Genomic DNA, 15,303 nt, shown 5'->3' on the forward strand with positions numbered 1-15,303 from the left:
ATGGCGGCGCCGAAGGAAGGCGCCCTCGCGGGCCTCAAGGTTCTGGATCTTTCCCGCGTGCTTGCGGGCCCGTGGTGCACCCAGATCCTGGCGGACCTGGGTGCGGACGTCGTCAAGATCGAGCGCCCCGGCGTCGGCGACGACACGCGGACTTGGGGCCCGCCCTTCCTGAAGGATGCCGAAGGAAGGGACACCAACCAGGCAACCTACTTCACCGCCTGCAATCGCAACAAGCGCTCGGTCACCATCGACATGGCCACGGCCGAGGGGCAGGCTCTGTTGAAGCAGATGGCCGCGCAGAGCGACATCCTGGTCGAGAACTTCAAGACCGGCGGCCTCAAGCAATACGGACTCGACCACGAATCCCTGCGCGCGGCGAACCCGCGCCTCATTTATTGCAGCGTGACCGGCTTCGGTCATGACGGACCGCATGCCTCGCGCGCCGGCTACGACCTGATGATCCAGGCCACCAGCGGCATGATGAGCATCACCGGCCGTCCCGACGATGCCCCCGGTGGCGGACCGCTGCGCGTCGGCGTGGCGCTGACGGACCTGTTTACCGGCGTCTATGCAAGCACCGCGATCCTCGCTGCGATCGAAGTGCGGCACCGCACCGGCGAAGGTCAGCACATCGACATGGCACTGCTCGACGTCGGCATGGCGATCCTCGCGAACCAGGCGAGTGCCTTCCTCAACACCGGCGTGGCACCGCAGCGTCAGGGCAACAGCCATCCGAGCCTCGCGCCCTACCAGGACTTCCGCACGAAGGACGGCGCGATGCTGCTGGCCATCGGCAACAACGGCCAGTTCGCCCGCTTCTGCGAAGCCGCCGGCCATGCGGACTGGGCCAGCGATCCGCGCTTTGCCACCAACACGCTGCGCGTGAAGCATCGCGAAGTATTGGTGCCGCAGATGGAAGTCGTGACCCGAACCCGCACCACCGCGGAATGGATCGCACTGCTCGAAGACAAGGCTGTGCCCTGCGGACCGATCAACGACATCGCGCAGGCCTTCGATGACGATCAGGTCAAGGCGCGCGGGCTTGCCGTGAGCCTGCCGCGCGATGCGGGTGACGGCATCGAGCAGATCATCGGTGTCGCGAGCCCGCTGCGTTTGCAGGCCACGCCGCCGGTGCTGCGCCACGCGCCGCCTGCATTGGGGCAACACACGGACGAGGTGCTGGCCGAACTGGGCATCGACGAGAAACGGCGCGCCGCGTTGCGCGAGGCGGGCGTGGTGTGAGCCACGCGGGCACGGCCGGCACGCAGCGCTCGACGCGCGCGGCCGCCGCGCCTGCGCCGGATACGCTGACCCCGGCCGACCGCTATGAAGAACTCTTCATCGCGGTTCAGTCCAACCACGTCTTTGCCGACAGCAAGAGCTTCGTCGACTGCGCGCCGCGCATCGAGCCGGCGGACATCCTCGTGGCCTACCGCGCGCAGTCGTCGCAGCCCGGCTTCGATCTCGCCGCCTTCGTGCACGCGCATTTCGAGGTGATCGAGCAGGCGCCTTCCGAGTATGTGTCGGTACCCGGCCAGCCCATCGACGCGCACATCGCCGATCTCTGGAACGTGCTCACGCGGCATCCGCAGGCTCATCCGCTTCAGTCCTCGCTGCTGCAACTGCCCCGTGCCTACATCGTGCCGGGCGGTCGCTTCCGCGAGCTCTACTACTGGGACTCGTACTTCACCCTGCTCGGCCTGTGCGGCGAAGGCCATGCGCAACTCATGCGCGGCATGCTGGAGAACTTCGCCTACCTCATCGACACCTACGGCCACGTGCCGAACGGCACCCGCATCTACTACCTGAGCCGTTCGCAGCCGCCGGTGTTCGCGCTGATGGTCGAACTCGCGCAAGTGCATGGCGTTGCGGCCGAAGTCGACTTCCTTCCCCAGCTTCGCAAGGAGCACGCGTTCTGGATGAATGGCAGCGACACGCTGGCCGAAGGGCAGGCCGCACGGCGCGTGGTGCGCCTGCCCGGCGGTGCCCTGCTCAATCGCTATTGGGACGAGCGCGACACGCCGCGCGAGGAATCCTGGCTCGAAGACGTGACGACGGCGCAATCGTGCCAGCGCGATGCGGCCTCGATCTACCGCGACATCCGCGCTGCCTGCGAATCGGGCTGGGACTTCAGCACACGCTGGCTGCGATCGCCGCCGCCGCACAGCACGCGGCGAAACCGGCCGCATGTGCGCGCGGCCACGGCCCCGTCGCTGGCGAGCATCTGCACCACGGACATCCTGCCGGTGGACCTCAACGCCTTTCTCCACAAGCTGGAGTCGAAGATCGCCGTGCTCGCGCAACAGGCCGGCGATGCCACCGCCGCGCAGGAGTTCGCCGCGCGTGCCGACGCGCGCAAGGCCGCGATCAACGAGTACTTCTGGGATCAGAAGCACAACGCGTACTTCGACTACGACTGGCGCCGCGGCGAGTTGCGCGATTGCCTGACTGCCGCCTGCGTCGTGCCGCTCTTCGTCGGCATCGCCGAACCGGCGCAAGCGCAAGCGCTGGCGGACACCGTGTCGCGCAGGTTGCTGGCGCACGGCGGCCTGTCGACCACCGAATGCGGCGGCGACCAGCAATGGGACCAGCCCAACGGCTGGGCCGCCATGCAATGGATGGCGGTCCGCGGCCTGGCCGACTACGGCCACGACGCGCTCTCAGGGACCATCGCCAGGCGCTGGCTCGCGACCGTGGCGGCCGTCTACGAGCGCGAGGGAAAGCTGGTCGAGAAGTACGCCATGCGGCACGTGGAGAACGAAGGCACCGAAGGCGGCAGCGGTGGCGAATACCCGCTGCAGGATGGCTTCGGCTGGACCAACGGCGTCACGGCCGCGCTGCTGGCCCTCCATCCGCGCCACACCGCGCATGGCTGCGTGGCCCACTCCGCGGCGCCGCAGCATCGCTGACCTGCGTGCGGCCGGCCGCTGTGCTTTCCTGAAGCAACCCCGGAATCTCGCTGCGGCCGACGCCGAGGTCGCTCAACTCGCGCTCGCTCATCGCACGCAGCAGCCGTTGATCCCGGCCGACGCGGCGTGCGTTGCGAATCGTCTCCACGATGGCAGCAAAGAGGGCGGGCTTGGACGACGGCATGAGAGGCTCCTTGGATGGGATGCCATGGTGCAAGCTCGCGTGATATTGTGGAAGTTGAGATTTCTGTAACTACCAATCAGAATTCCTGATGAGACAGCTCAACCTCGATCAACTCCGCACGCTGGTGTCCATCGCCGACCTCGGCACTTTCTCGGCGGCCGCGCAGGCGCTGCATCTGGCCCAGCCGACAGTCAGCCTGCACATCAGCGAACTCGAATCGCGGCTCGGCGCCAGGCTGGTCGTGCGTGGCAGCCGCCGCGTCACCCCCACGGCGGCGGGCGCTGCGCTGGTGGAGCGCGCGCGGCGGCTGCTGCGCGATGCGGACGACGCGGTGGACGCCGTGCGGCGCCAGGCCGAGGGGCGCGTGGGTCGCGTGCGTCTGGGCACTTCGACCGGCGTGGTGATCGAGTTGCTGCCGCGGGTGCTCGAGGCACTGGAGCGTGACCATGCCGGCATCGACGTCGAGGTCAACATCCTTGGCTCGACCGAGGCCATGTCGCGACTCGCGATGGGCACACTGGACATCGGCCTGGTGGCGGTTCCGCAGCCGCCGACACGGGCCTTGGTGGTCACGCGCTGGCGCAGCCAGCCAATGATGGCCTTCCTGCCGAAGAAGTGGGTGGCGCCGAAGCGCGTGACGCCGCGATGGTTGGCCGAAAAGCCCTTGATCATCAATGACGCGACCACGCACATGTACCGGCTCACGATGGAATGGTTCGCTGCGGTTGGCGAGGCGCCGCGCCCGCGCATCGAACTCAACTTCGACGCGGCGATGCTCGCACTGGTGGCGGCCGGGTACGGAGCGGCGGTGCTGCCAGTGCATCAGCCGGTGGGCGCAGATTTCAACGAGCGGCTGCAAGTGTTGCCGCTGAGCCCGAAGCTCACGCGGCATCTGGGCATCGCGCACCGGCCGCGTCCGTCGCTCGATGGCGCCACCGAAAGCGTGCTTCAGGTTCTGGAGCGCTTCGGCCAGCGGTAGCGCGTGTGCGGGTGTCGCAGATCAGAGGGCGCGTCCGACGACGGCCATCGCGAACACCAGCACGCCCAGCGCCAGATTCACCGCGACCAGCTTGCGAAGCACATTGAGGTTGGCGGCAGCCACCGGCCATTCGCGCGCCGCGACGGCGCGCTGCAGCCGCGGGTAGGGCGCGAATCGAATGTGAAGGAACAGCGCCATCATCACCAGCCCGATCGCGAGCATCGCGTGCACGCTCCAGTGAACGCGCCCGAAGCCGCCCGACATCCAGACCATCAGCAATCCGCTCGCGAGCAGCACGACGATGGCCGTCGAGACGCCGGCGAAGAAGCGTGAGAGCGTCGCCGCCAGGAAGGGCAGCCGCATCGGCGGCTCCAGCGTCGCCACGGCAGCCGGTCGAACGGCGAAGTGCATCAATGCCATGCCGCCTACCCAGAAGGCGGCGGCGAGCAGATGCAGGAAGAGGAGGATGGCGGAGAGGGACATGGCGAAGCGTAGTCCAGATCGCCGCTGTGCGTCCGGTCGCGCGCAAAGGAATGAAACCGGCACGGCCAAGTCCAGAAATACCGCGGAACCGGCTTCGCCGGGCCGCCGGTATTGCCCCCGGCCGGGGGTTGGCGAAGCGACACGAAGTGCGCGAAGCCTGGGGGCGAACTCGTCAGTCCACCTTGATCCCCGCCGCCTTCACCACCTGCTGCGCCTTGGCCGTCTCGTCCACGAGGAACTTGTCGAACTGCGCCGACGGCATCGTGAAGGGCTCCGCGCCGAGCTTGTCGAGTCGGTCCTTGAGATCCGGCGCGACCATGATCTTCGCGACCTCGGCCTGCAGGCGATCGACGACGGGCTTCGGCGTCTTGGCCGGCGCGAAGAGGCCGACCCAGAAGAGGTATTCGGAGCCGGGCACGCCGGCCTCGACGGTGGTCGGGATCTGCGGCATCACGGCCGAGCGCTTGTCGGTACCGACGGCCAGGGCCTTGAGGCGTCCGTCCTTGATCAGTGGCAGCGCGGACACCATGGGTGCGAAGAACCAGTCGATGCGGCCGCCCATCACCTCGGTCATTGCTTCCGGCGTGCCGCGGAAAGGCACGTGCTGGGCCTGCAGGCCGGCAGCGAGGCGGAACACTTCGGCGTTCATGTGCGTGGCGGAGCCGTTGCCCGCCGAGCCGTAGTTGAAGCTGCCCGGCTTGGCCTTGACCTGCGCGACCAGATCCTTTTCGTCGACGAAGCGGTTGGGCGAGGTGACGAGCACGTTGGGCAGGCTCGCCAGGGGCGTGACGCCGGCGAAGTCCTTCAGCGTGTCGTACGAGAGGTTCGGATAGATCGACGGGTTCACCAGATGCCCGGCGGAATGAATGAGCAGCGTGTAGCCGTCGGCCGGCGCCTTGGCGACCTGCGCCGCGCCCAGCGTGCCACCCGCGCCGGGCTTGTTGTCGATGATCACGCTGGTGCCCATCGCAGGCCCGAGCTTTTCCGCCATCAGGCGCGCCACGATGTCCGTGCCGCTGCCGGCCGTGAACGGCACCACGATGCGGATCGTCTGGCCGCGCGGCCAATCGCCCTGGGCGTGCGCGCTGGCGAGGGCGCACAAGGCGAGGGCGGCGGTGAGAAGCTGGCGCCGGCCGGGGAAGAATGTCGTCATGGTGTGTCTCCGTTGGAATCGTTGAATCGTTGGGGTATGAAATACGACGTGAGGGATGCGCCTTGCGGCTCAGGCTGGCGGCGGAGCGTTCGCCATCACCAGCGCGACCAGCACGGGGCGGTTGGTGCGATTGACGAGCTGCCGCTTCTCGCCGGGCGCGAAGCGGCAGCTGTCGTAGGGGCCGAGGTCCTGCTCGTCCTGCCGGCCGTCGAGTTCGGAGACGACGGTCAGCCGGCCTTCGAGCACGAGGTAGAGCTTTTCGATCGGCGAGCCGTCGAGGGTGGTGTGACCGCCGGGCAGGATCTGGCTCATGCCCATCCACATCTGCGTCGAGGGGCCGGCATCCTTGCCCTGCAGTCGCAGGCAGCGCATGTCGAAGTGGTTGGGCGCCTCGTAGGTTGGCGCCGAGTCGAAACGGGTGACGTTCATGATGTGCTTCTCCTCAGGGGCGCAGCACGACGCGGTCGGTGCTTCCCGACAGCACCAGGCGGTAGGCATCGAGCGCCTCGTCGAGCGCGAAAGCGCGCGCTACAGGGAAGGGCTTCAGCGTGCCGCGCTCGAAGCCCTCGCGCATCGCATCGAGCTGCGCGGTCGAGGCGATGCAGTCCATCGCGAGCGAGTCGATGCCGACATAGGTGTGCATCCCACGGTAGAACGCAAAGATGTCGAAAGGCACCGCGCGGTCCTGCGTGGAGATCAGGATTTGCGTCGCGCCCTTGGCCATCGACTTGTTTGCGGCTTCGAAGTAGGCGCTGCCGACGGTGTTGTAGGCGATGTCCACGCCGCGCCCGTTCGTCAGCTCGCGCACGCGCGCCGCAATGTCGTCCTGGGTGGCATCGATCACGTCGATCGGCGAACTCGCGAAGCCCTCGAAAGGCCCGGCACGCCGTTGCACTGCGATGACGCGTGCGCCGCCTTGCGCGGCGAGCTGCACCGCGGCCTGGCCGACCTTGCCGTTGGCCCCGAGCACCAGCACGGTCTGGCCCGACTGCGGCATGCCGCTGCGGCGAAAGCCCTCGTAGGCGGTGACGAAGGGCACGCCGACGGCGCCGGCCTCATCCATCGAAATGCTGCGCGGCCGGTCGCGCAAGGCAGCCACCGGGAGCACCAGAAAGCGCGCATGCGAGCCGTCGCGCGTGATGCCGACGTCGCCGCCCGAACCGTAGACCTCGCGGCCAATCCAATCGCTCGGGCCGTCCACCACGACACCGGCGAAGTCGCGGCCCGGCGTGCGCGGCCACACGGCTTGCGGCATCAGGCCCAGCGCGGCTTTCACATCGCTGGGGTTGACGGCAGCCGCGCCGACCTTGACCACGGCGAAGCCTGACTTGGCGACGGGTTGGGGTTGTGGTGCGGCTTCGAGCCGAAGGGCGTCCAGGTTCGCGGCCTTCTGGCTTACGCGCAATGCGCGGGCGCTGTCGTTGATGACCGCGCTCATCGGGCAACCTCCCGCAGTCCCAGCATGGAACGCGCTTCGCGCGCATTCGCGACTTCGCCGCCCAGGCTTTGGATGATGTCGCGCGCCTTCGCCACGAGCTGCGCATTGCTCTGCGCGAGCACGCCTTTCTCGAGGTAGATGTTGTCTTCCATGCCGACGCGCACGTGCCCGCCGAGCAGCCACGCCTGCGCCACGATCGGGAACTCCATGCGGCCGATGCCGAAGGCGCTCCAGAAGGCGCCGCGCGGCAGCATGTCGCGGGCGTACAGCACGGTCTGCGGCGTGGGCATGAAGCCGTACTTCACGCCGAGCACCAGCGTCCACATGGCGGGCCCTTCGAGCGTGCCGTCGGCAATCAGGTCGAGGGCCATGTGGATGTCGCCCGAATCGAAGATCTCCAGCTCGGGCTTCACGCCGGCATCGCGGATCACCTTGGCCATTCGGCGCACGTTCTTCGGCGTGTTGATGACGACGTCGGGCCCGGAGTTCATCGTGTTGAGATCGAGCGAGCAGACGTCGGGCTTGATCAGCGCAATGTGCTCGACGCGCTTCTCCGGCGGCAGCAAGGTGCTGCCCGGCGCGGCCACCTTGGGGTCGTCCTCGCTGGGGATGAAGCGGCCGCCCGGCCCGGTCGTGAGATTGATGATGAGTTCGCGGTTCGCGCGGCGGATGCGGTCGACCACGTCGCGGTACAGCTCGACCTGCATCGAGGGGCGGCCCGTCTCGGGGTCGCGCACATGGATGTGGACCTGGCCTGCGCCGGCTTCCGCAGCGGCGAGGCATTCGTCCGCGATCTGTGCGGGGGTGATCGGCAGATGCGGCGTCTGCTCCGGCTTCACGAGGTTGCCCGTGACGGCGCAGGTGATGAGGGTCTTCGTGTTCACAGATGCCTCCCCCCATCGACCACGATGCGCGTGCCCGTGACGAAGCGCAGCGTGGTCGCGAGCGCTTCGACCGTGGCGGCCACGTCTTCGGGCAGCCCGATGCGGCCGAGCGGCGTGGTGTTCGCCATCTTGGCCTTGAAGTCTTCGCCACGTCCCGGCACGAAATCGGATTCGACCGCACCCGGCGATACCGATACCACGCGCACGGCCGGCGCCAGTGCCTTGGCGAGCGCGTCGCCCACCACGTCCAGCCCGGCCTTGGCCGCGACGTACGCGAGATTGCTGCCGACGCCGGTGAACCCGGCGATCGAGGAGATGTTGACCACCAGCCCGTCACCGCTGGCCTTCAGCAGCGGCGCGAAGGCACGGATGGTGGCGAACACGCCGCGGAAGTTGGCGCGCAGCAGCTCGTCGATGAGTTCGTCCGTCAGCGCGTCGAGATCGGCCGCGGGCACCGGCCGCGTGTGGCCGGCGCTGTTCACGAGGATGTCGCAGCGGCCGTAGGTGGATTGCACTTCGGATGCGGCACGCTGCAGGCTGGGCGTGTCGACGATGTCGGCGCGGATCGCCGAATGGCGCTGTCCGCCGGCGCCGGGCAGTGCGGCGGCGCGGGCGTCGGCGTCTTCGCCCTTGCGGTGCAGCAGCACGCAGGTCGCGCCCAGCGCTGCGAGGCGGCGAGCGCTCGCGTAGCCGATCGCGCCGAGGCCGCCGGTGATGACGGCCACCTTGCCGTCGAGTCGGGATGCGGGGTCAAAGCTCATGAGATTCCCAAAGTGAAAGTCGTTGGAGTGGAGTGGGCATTCGGGGGGCTGCAGCGGAACCGGCTTCGCCGGTGCGCCAGCAGCGCCCCCTGCAAGGGGTTGGCGGCCACACGAAGTGGGCAAGCCTGGGGGTGCTCAAGGAATAGGTGGACGCGGGAACTTCATTTCACCGGGCTCGAGCACGAAGTCGTGTTGCAGCGTCGCGCGCTGACCGCCTTGCTCCAGTTCGTAGCGGCCGATCAACTTGCGTGTCACGCCGAACACCGGGTCGCTTTCGAGGTTCTCGTCGTCGTCCGCGAACACCTGCGTGATCAGAACCTTGTGTCCCGGCTTGCTGACCATGAAGTGCAGATGCGCGGGGCGATTCGGATGCCGCAGTTGCGCGCGCAGCAGGTCGCCGCACGGTCCGTCGGTCGGCACCGGATAGCCGGCCGGTCGCACGCTGCGGAAGTGGAAGCGCCCCTCGGCATCGGTCTGGAAGCGGCCGCGAAGGTTCATGTCCTCCTGCGCCGCGTCTTGGTTCTCATAGAGGCCCACAGGTGAGGCCTGCCAGACATCGACGATGGCGCCGGCCACCGCCTGCCCGTCGGCGGTGCGAACAGCGCCAGAGACCTCCAGCGGAACGCCGCCCGGCGTCTCGGAGCGCGCGATGTTCTCGCCTGCATCGCACACGGGCGCATGCGCACGCCAGAACGGCCCCAGCAGCGCGGCCGGCGATTCGCCTTGCGGGTCCTGGTTGTTGAGCAGCGCGACCAGCGTCGACACGCCGAGCAGGTCGGCCGCCAGCACGACCTCGTTCTTGGTGTCGCCGCTGGCCTGGCCGATGGCGACCAGGAAGCCGAGGGCGTGCTCGAACTCGTCCTCGGTCAGTTTCACTTCCTGCACGAAGGCATGGAGGTGGCGGGTCAGCGCGGCCATCACAGTGCGCAGGCGCGGGTCGGGGGTGCGCTCCATGGCATGGAGGGCCATTTGCAGCACGGAGTCGGGGGTGGTGACGATGTTCATGGTGGGCAAGAGGTTTATGCAAACGTTTGCAAATTAAACTCCGGTTTGGCCGGAACGTAAAATCAGGGTATGCCCTTGACCCTTATGAAAACCGGGTCAAATGGCCAGTTCCGTCAAGTTCAATCGATTGCACTCATGAACCCTTCCGCATCCTCCACCGTCACCATCCGCGACGTCGCGCAGGTCGCGGGCGTGCATGTGTCCACGGTATCTCGCGCGCTCAATCCGGAAAAGCGCGGGCTCATCAGCGCCGAGGTGCTTCGCGTGGTCGAGGAGGCGGCGCTGAAGCTTGGCTACCGGCCCAACCGTGCGGCATCTGCGTTGCGCACGGGCCGCACGCACACCATCGGCGTGCTGGTGCCGGACATCACCAATCCGGTGTTTCCGCCGATCCTGCAGGGCATCGAGGCCAGCGCCGCGGCGCGCGGCTACTTTGTCTTCGTGACCAACGTCGTGGACCACGCGCTGGCACGGCCGATCGTCGAGCGCATGCTGGCGCAGCGGGTCGACGGGCTGGTGATGGCGACTGCCACGCGCGACGATCCGCTGGTCGACTACATCGCCAAGGCGGGCATGCACGCCGTGCTCGTGAACCGCGCCGACGAGACCGGTCGCCTGCCAGCGGTGGTGAGCGACGACCGCCTGGCGATGAAGCTGGCAGTCGACCATCTGGTGTCGGCAGGGCATCGGCGCATCGGCCACCTGGCGGGCCCGCAGAACATCCCGACGGGCGTTGGCCGCCGACAGGGCGTGGAGCAAGCGCTGCGCGACCGAGGGCTCGAGCTGGCCTGCGTCGTCGAATGCGAGAGCTACAGCCGCGAAGCGGGCCGGACCGCCATGCGGCAGTTACTAGTCGCCCATGCGCGACCCGAGGCCGTCGTGTGTTGCAACGACCTCGTGGCGCTGGGCGCGTACGACGTGCTGCGCGAGCAGGGCATCCGCGTGCCGCAGGACATCTCGATCACCGGCCACAACGACATGCCGCTGGTCGACATGGTGAATCCGCCGCTCACTACCATCCGCCTGCCGCACCGCGAGCTGGGCTGGCGCGCGGCGGAAATGCTCTTCGATGAAATCGAAGGCAAGGCGCTGTCGGCGTCGACGGTGGTGTTGCGGCCGGAACTCGTGGTGCGCGAATCGACGCGCGAATTGGCGACCACCGCCTGATCAGCGCGGGTTCTGGAAGCCGCCTTCGATCCAGGCCTCTGCGCTCGCGGTGTTGAGCTTGAAGTCCGGCCTCACTCGCGCTTCGCCGAGCGATTCGCCGGATTCGTCGTGCGCCCGCAGCACGGCATGCGGGTTGTCCTCGTCCGGCACGATCTGCAGCGACACGCGGATGCGCTCCGATCCCGCGCCGAGGCTCAGGTGCTTATTGAGCTGCGCATGCAGTTGCTGCTCGTGGCGGCGCAGCACTTCGGAGGCGGTCTTCACCAGCGTGTGGAAGGCCGGCGCGTCGAGCGGCTTGGGGTTCTTCTTGTCGCGGCCCATGGTCCACGGCCCGACCAGCGCGGGCTCGGGGTCGCCGTGGCGCGTCATGGCGACCGCCCAGCCGTCGTCGTCCTCGTTCTTGATGACTCTTGCGGTCCAGAGTTCGTCGCTCCAGAGGGTGGCTTCCTGAATGGGAGTTGCAGTTTCTTCTGTCATGGGGGTGCGCAGCTCGCGCGGATCAAAAAATGGAAAGGCCGGTGCGCGCGACGAAGAGTTCGAGTGCCTTCATGCCGAGCAGGGAATTGCCCGTCGCGTCGAGCGCTGGCGACCAGACGCAGAGCGTGAGCTGGTCCGGCACGACGGCAACGATGCCGCCGCCCACGCCGCTCTTGCAGGGCAGGCCGATCGAGAAAGCCACGTCGCCGGCGGCATCGTAGGTGCCGCAGGTCAGCATGAGTGCGTTGATGCGGTGCGTGTGGCGCTCGGTCGTGACCTCGGGCTCGCCATCGAAGGGGTGCGCGCCGTCGCGACACAGAAAACATGCCGCGCGGGCCAGTTGCACGCAGTTCATGCGGATCGCGCACTGGTGGAAGTACATGTCCAGCACTTCGCTCACCGCGTTGTCGATCTTGCCGAAGCTCTTCATGAAGTTGGCGAGCGCGATGTTGCGATAGCCCGTGGCCGCTTCGGACGCGGCGACCTCTTCGTCGACGCCGACCGGCTCGCCGCACAGGCTCGTCATCAGGGCCAGGACGTCGGGCTTGGAATGTCCCCGGCTGACGAGCCGATCGGCCACCGCGATCGCCCCCGCATTGATGAAGGGATTGCGGGGCTTGCCGTGTTCGTTCTCGAGTTGCACCAGCGAGTTGAACGGGTTACCCGAGGGCTCGCGACCGATGCGTTCCCACAGCGCGTCGCCCATGCAGCGCATCGCGAGCGTGAGCGTGAAGAGCTTGGAGATGCTCTGGATCGAGAAGGGTGCGGCCGCGTCGCCCGCCGAAGCCTCGACGCCGTCGCGGGTTCGCAGCGCGATCCCGAACTGGTTCGCCGGCACGCGCGCCAGTGCGGGGATGTAGCTGGCCACCGCGCCGCCGGCGCCCAGCAGCGGGCGCATCTCGGCGTTGATCTGGTCGAGGACGGGCTGGAAGTTCATGGCTTCGAGGTGGGACGCCGGTTCACCATCACGATCCCGAGTGCCACACCGGCGAGCGCCAGCACGAGTTGCAAGGTGAGCGATTCCGACAGTAGCACCACGCCGAACACCAGCGCAAACAACGGCGTCAGAAAGGTGAAGGACGAAATGCGCGTGGCCGGGTAATGCCGCAGCAGCCACATCCAGGCCAGGTAGCTCGCGAAGGCGCCGATGGCGGTCTGCAGCGCGATCGAGAACCACGCGTAGGTCGAATACGAGAAGCTCCAGCGCTCGCCCAGCAGCAGCGACAGCACTGGCGACACCGCCGCGGTCACCGCGATTTGATAGAAGAGTGTCTTCTCGGCACTGGCCGTGGCGAGCTTCGTGGTGCGGATCGCAATGGTCGTGAGCCCCCACAGCACGCCGGCCGCGAGCGCGAGCGCGTCACCGTGCAACTGGCTCGACGTGCTGTGCCCGAAGCTTTCGCTGAAGGCCAGCACCACGCCCGCGAAGGCCAGCGCGAGCCCGACCCACTGCATGCCGCGCAGCCGCTCCGACGGCACGACGCGCGGCAGCAGCACGGCGACCACGAAGGGCGAGGTATAGAGAAACACCGTGAGCCGCGAGGCCGAGGTGTGCTGCAGCCCGATGTAGATGCAGGTGAATTCGCCCGCGAACAGCGCCCCGGCCAGCAGCCCGCCCGGCAGCGTGCCGTCGCGTTCGAACAGCGGAACGCCGCGCGACCTGCACCACAGCCATAGCAGGAAGACGGCGCCCGTCATGCGGATCGACGCCTGCCAGAGCGGCGGCACTTCGGTGACGGTCGTCTTGATGAGGATCTGCTGCAGCCCCCAGAACGCGCAGCAGGCGACGAGGATCGTGGTGGCGCGGCTGTCGAGATGGTCCTTGCGGTCGGTCATTGCTTGTCTGGTGTTCGATTTGTCGTTCGCGCGTCTTCCACCACGCTAACGCGAGGCCCGTGGAGCATCAAATCGCCACGATCCAAAGCCGGCAATACCACGGAACCGGCTCCGCCGGGCCGCAGGTATTGCCCCAGGCAGGGGGTGGCGAAGCGACACGAAGTGCGCGCAGCCTGGGGGCGAGCCATCAAAGCGGATGCTCGGTATAGAAGCGTCCGCCATGAAACAGGAGCGGCGAAGCGCCGGCGCTGTGCGAGCAGCGTTCCACTTCGCCGACGAAGATCACGTGGTCGCCTTCGTCGTAGCGGCTGCGGTTGAAGCACTCGAAGCTCGCGGCCGCGCCCACCAGCACCGGCGCGCCGCCGACGCCTTCGATGAAAGCGACATCGGCCCAGCGATCGACGTCCTTGGTCGCGAAGCGCTCTGCGAGGTTCTTCTGATTCGCGGCGAGGATGTTGACCGCGTAGTGCGAGCCCGTGCTCAGCGCGGCCATCGACGCGGCGCTGCGCGCGAGGCTCCACAGCACCAGCGGCGGATCGAGCGACACGGAGTTGAAGGAGTTGGCCGTGAGCCCGACCAGTGCGCCGGTGGCGGACCGCGCGGTGACGATCGTCACCCCGGTCGCGAACATGCCGAGGGCTGCGCGAAACTCGTCAGTCGAGAAGGAAGGCGGTTGCGCCTGGGCGGGAGCGGTCACGGGGAAGCGAGAGGGAGAGTGAGGGGCTATTCTGGCCGATCGGCCCGAGGCCTGCTGTCGCCCTCATCCGAAGAACCAGTAGCCGACCCCGATGGCCGCAAGAACACCCGCGCATTCGGCCAGCAGCGCGCAGCCCACCGCATGCCGTGCGCGCTGGATGCCGACCGCGCCGAAGTACACGGCCAGCACGTAGAACGTCGTCTCGGTGCTGCCCTGGATGACGGCCGCGACCAGCGCCGGGAAGCTGTCCACGCCATGGGTCTTCATGGTCTCGATCAGCATCGCGCGTGCCGCACTGCCGGAAAAGGGCTTGACCAGCGCCGTCGGCAACGCATCGACAAAGCGTGTGTCCCAGCCGGTCCACCCTACCAGCCACCGGATGCCTTCCAGCGCGAGATCGAGTGCACCCGAAGCGCGCAGCACGCCCACCGCGCACAGCATCGCAACCAGGTAGGGCAGCAGGTTCTTGGCGACGTCGAAGCCTTCCTTCGCACCTTCGACGAAGCATTCGTAAACCTTGACTCTGCGGATCGCGCCCACCAGCAGGAAGGCGACGATCAGGCCGAAGAGCGTGAGATTGCCGAGCAGCGACGAGAGCGATGCAAGGGCGGCGGCTGACAGCGTCGCGAGCAGTGCCATGAAGCCGCCGAGCAGCAGTGCGCCGGGCAGCAGGTAGGCCAGCACCACCGGGTCCCACAGCTTCAGCCGTTGCATGACAGCCACCGACAGCAGACCCACCAGCGTCGACGCGCTGGTCGCGAGGAGGATCGGCAGGAACACCATCGTCGGATCGGCCGCGCCCAACTGCGCGCGGTACATGAAGATCGTGACCGGCAGCAGCGTCAGCGACGACGCGTTGAGCACCAGGAACAGGATCTGCGCATTGCTCGCCGTCGTCGCGTTCGGGTTGAGCGTCTGCAACTCGCGCATGGCCTTCAGCCCGATCGGCGTCGCAGCGTTGTCCAGGCCCAGCGCATTGGCCGCGAAGTTGAGCGTGATGAGCCCGAGCGCCGGATGTCCCGGCGGCACCTCGGGCATCAGCCGGCGAAACAGCGGGCCGAGCAGGCGCGCGAACCGGTCCACGATGCCGGCAGCCTCGGCGATGCGCAGGAAGCCGAGCCACAGCGTGAGCGTGCCGAAGAGCAGCACCATCACTTCGACCGAGAGCTTCGCCATCGCAAACAGGCTTTCGACCACGGCGGCGAATACCGTGGCATCACCCCCGATGAGCCAACGCGCGAGCGCAGCCACCGCTGCCGTCAAAAAGAAGCCAAGCCACAGACCGTTGAGCACGCGAATCCCTTGCTGCGAATGCGCGCCGATCATAGGG

The 15,303-nt window shown here is 67.7% G+C and carries 17 protein-coding genes; 4 read left to right on the forward strand and 13 right to left on the reverse strand.

Translation table 11 applies throughout. From position 1 onward, the window contains the following. Complete coding sequence (locus QTI24_RS27390; RefSeq protein ID WP_286604714.1) at positions 1-1,242, forward strand: CaiB/BaiF CoA transferase family protein; 1,242 nt, start codon at positions 1-3, stop codon at positions 1,240-1,242. Beyond that, the gene (treF, locus tag QTI24_RS27395) at positions 1,239-2,909 is read left to right on the forward strand and encodes an alpha,alpha-trehalase TreF (RefSeq protein WP_286604716.1); all 1,671 of its coding nucleotides are present in this window, start codon (positions 1,239-1,241) and stop codon (positions 2,907-2,909) included. Before QTI24_RS27390 ends, treF begins: the two co-directional genes overlap by 4 nt. Here treF and QTI24_RS27400 read toward each other — a convergent pair. Beyond that, positions 2,827-3,093, reverse strand: a complete 267-nt coding sequence (locus tag QTI24_RS27400; RefSeq protein ID WP_286604720.1) for a YjiS-like domain-containing protein — start codon at positions 3,091-3,093, stop codon at positions 2,827-2,829. The genes treF and QTI24_RS27400 overlap by 83 nt on opposite strands. Before the next feature lie 88 nt (positions 3,094-3,181). Here QTI24_RS27400 and QTI24_RS27405 point away from each other — a divergent pair, with 88 nt between their 5' ends. After that, positions 3,182-4,072 carry a LysR family transcriptional regulator gene (locus tag QTI24_RS27405; protein WP_286604721.1) on the forward strand — a complete coding sequence of 297 codons (891 nt, stop codon included), beginning with the start codon at positions 3,182-3,184 and terminating at the stop codon, positions 4,070-4,072. 21 nt (positions 4,073-4,093) lie between these two features. Here QTI24_RS27405 and QTI24_RS27410 read toward each other — a convergent pair whose 3' ends face one another. The 7 genes from QTI24_RS27410 to QTI24_RS27440 all read right to left on the reverse strand — a co-directional run bounded on the left by QTI24_RS27410 (position 4,094) and on the right by QTI24_RS27440 (position 9,796). Beyond that, positions 4,094-4,555, reverse strand: a complete 462-nt coding sequence (locus QTI24_RS27410; RefSeq protein ID WP_286604722.1) for a CopD family protein — start codon at positions 4,553-4,555, stop codon at positions 4,094-4,096. A gap of 172 nt (positions 4,556-4,727) precedes the next feature. Continuing rightward, positions 4,728-5,708 carry a tripartite tricarboxylate transporter substrate binding protein gene (locus QTI24_RS27415; protein WP_286604724.1) on the reverse strand — a complete coding sequence of 327 codons (981 nt, stop codon included), beginning with the start codon at positions 5,706-5,708 and terminating at the stop codon, positions 4,728-4,730. Between the two features lie 69 nt (positions 5,709-5,777). Further along, entirely contained in the window at positions 5,778-6,137 is a 360-nt protein-coding gene (locus QTI24_RS27420) for a cupin domain-containing protein (RefSeq protein WP_286604726.1), read from the reverse strand. Between the two features lie 13 nt (positions 6,138-6,150). After that, positions 6,151-7,146 carry a quinone oxidoreductase family protein gene (locus tag QTI24_RS27425; RefSeq protein ID WP_286604729.1) on the reverse strand — a complete coding sequence of 332 codons (996 nt, stop codon included), beginning with the start codon at positions 7,144-7,146 and terminating at the stop codon, positions 6,151-6,153. Further along, positions 7,143-8,030 carry a beta-keto acid cleavage family enzyme gene (locus QTI24_RS27430; protein WP_286604730.1) on the reverse strand — a complete coding sequence of 296 codons (888 nt, stop codon included), beginning with the start codon at positions 8,028-8,030 and terminating at the stop codon, positions 7,143-7,145. The genes QTI24_RS27425 and QTI24_RS27430 overlap by 4 nt, the downstream gene beginning before the upstream one ends. Further along, complete coding sequence (locus tag QTI24_RS27435) at positions 8,027-8,791, reverse strand: SDR family NAD(P)-dependent oxidoreductase (protein ID WP_286604732.1); 765 nt, start codon at positions 8,789-8,791, stop codon at positions 8,027-8,029. The genes QTI24_RS27430 and QTI24_RS27435 overlap by 4 nt, the downstream gene beginning before the upstream one ends. Before the next feature lie 135 nt (positions 8,792-8,926). Further along, on the reverse strand, positions 8,927-9,796 hold the full coding sequence (locus tag QTI24_RS27440; RefSeq protein ID WP_286604842.1) for a dioxygenase family protein: 870 nt from the start codon (positions 9,794-9,796) through the stop codon (positions 8,927-8,929). A gap of 135 nt (positions 9,797-9,931) precedes the next feature. On the opposite strand from QTI24_RS27440, the gene QTI24_RS27445 reads away from it, so the two are divergent. After that, complete coding sequence (locus QTI24_RS27445; protein WP_286604733.1) at positions 9,932-10,963, forward strand: LacI family DNA-binding transcriptional regulator; 1,032 nt, start codon at positions 9,932-9,934, stop codon at positions 10,961-10,963. Here QTI24_RS27445 and QTI24_RS27450 read toward each other — a convergent pair whose 3' ends face one another. The 5 genes from QTI24_RS27450 to QTI24_RS27470 all read right to left on the reverse strand — a co-directional run bounded on the left by QTI24_RS27450 (position 10,964) and on the right by QTI24_RS27470 (position 15,266). Continuing rightward, positions 10,964-11,440: a hypothetical protein gene (locus tag QTI24_RS27450; RefSeq protein WP_286604734.1), complete on the reverse strand. Its 477-nt coding sequence runs from the start codon at positions 11,438-11,440 to the stop codon at positions 10,964-10,966. 22 nt (positions 11,441-11,462) lie between these two features. After that, positions 11,463-12,377, reverse strand: a complete 915-nt coding sequence (locus tag QTI24_RS27455) for a glutaminase (RefSeq protein ID WP_286604736.1) — start codon at positions 12,375-12,377, stop codon at positions 11,463-11,465. Continuing rightward, positions 12,374-13,276 carry a DMT family transporter gene (locus tag QTI24_RS27460; RefSeq protein ID WP_286604738.1) on the reverse strand — a complete coding sequence of 301 codons (903 nt, stop codon included), beginning with the start codon at positions 13,274-13,276 and terminating at the stop codon, positions 12,374-12,376. The genes QTI24_RS27455 and QTI24_RS27460 overlap by 4 nt, the downstream gene beginning before the upstream one ends. A 187-nt stretch (positions 13,277-13,463) precedes the next feature. Next, positions 13,464-13,907: a flavin reductase family protein gene (locus tag QTI24_RS27465; protein WP_503011321.1), complete on the reverse strand. Its 444-nt coding sequence runs from the start codon at positions 13,905-13,907 to the stop codon at positions 13,464-13,466. Positions 13,908-14,036: 129 nt separating this feature from the next. Beyond that, on the reverse strand, positions 14,037-15,266 hold the full coding sequence (locus QTI24_RS27470) for a spore maturation protein (protein WP_286604844.1): 1,230 nt from the start codon (positions 15,264-15,266) through the stop codon (positions 14,037-14,039). Positions 15,267-15,303 lie beyond the last annotated feature (37 nt).

It is taken from the genome of Variovorax sp. J22P240, assembly GCF_030316855.1.
Taxonomy (GTDB): domain Bacteria; phylum Pseudomonadota; class Gammaproteobacteria; order Burkholderiales; family Burkholderiaceae_C; genus Variovorax.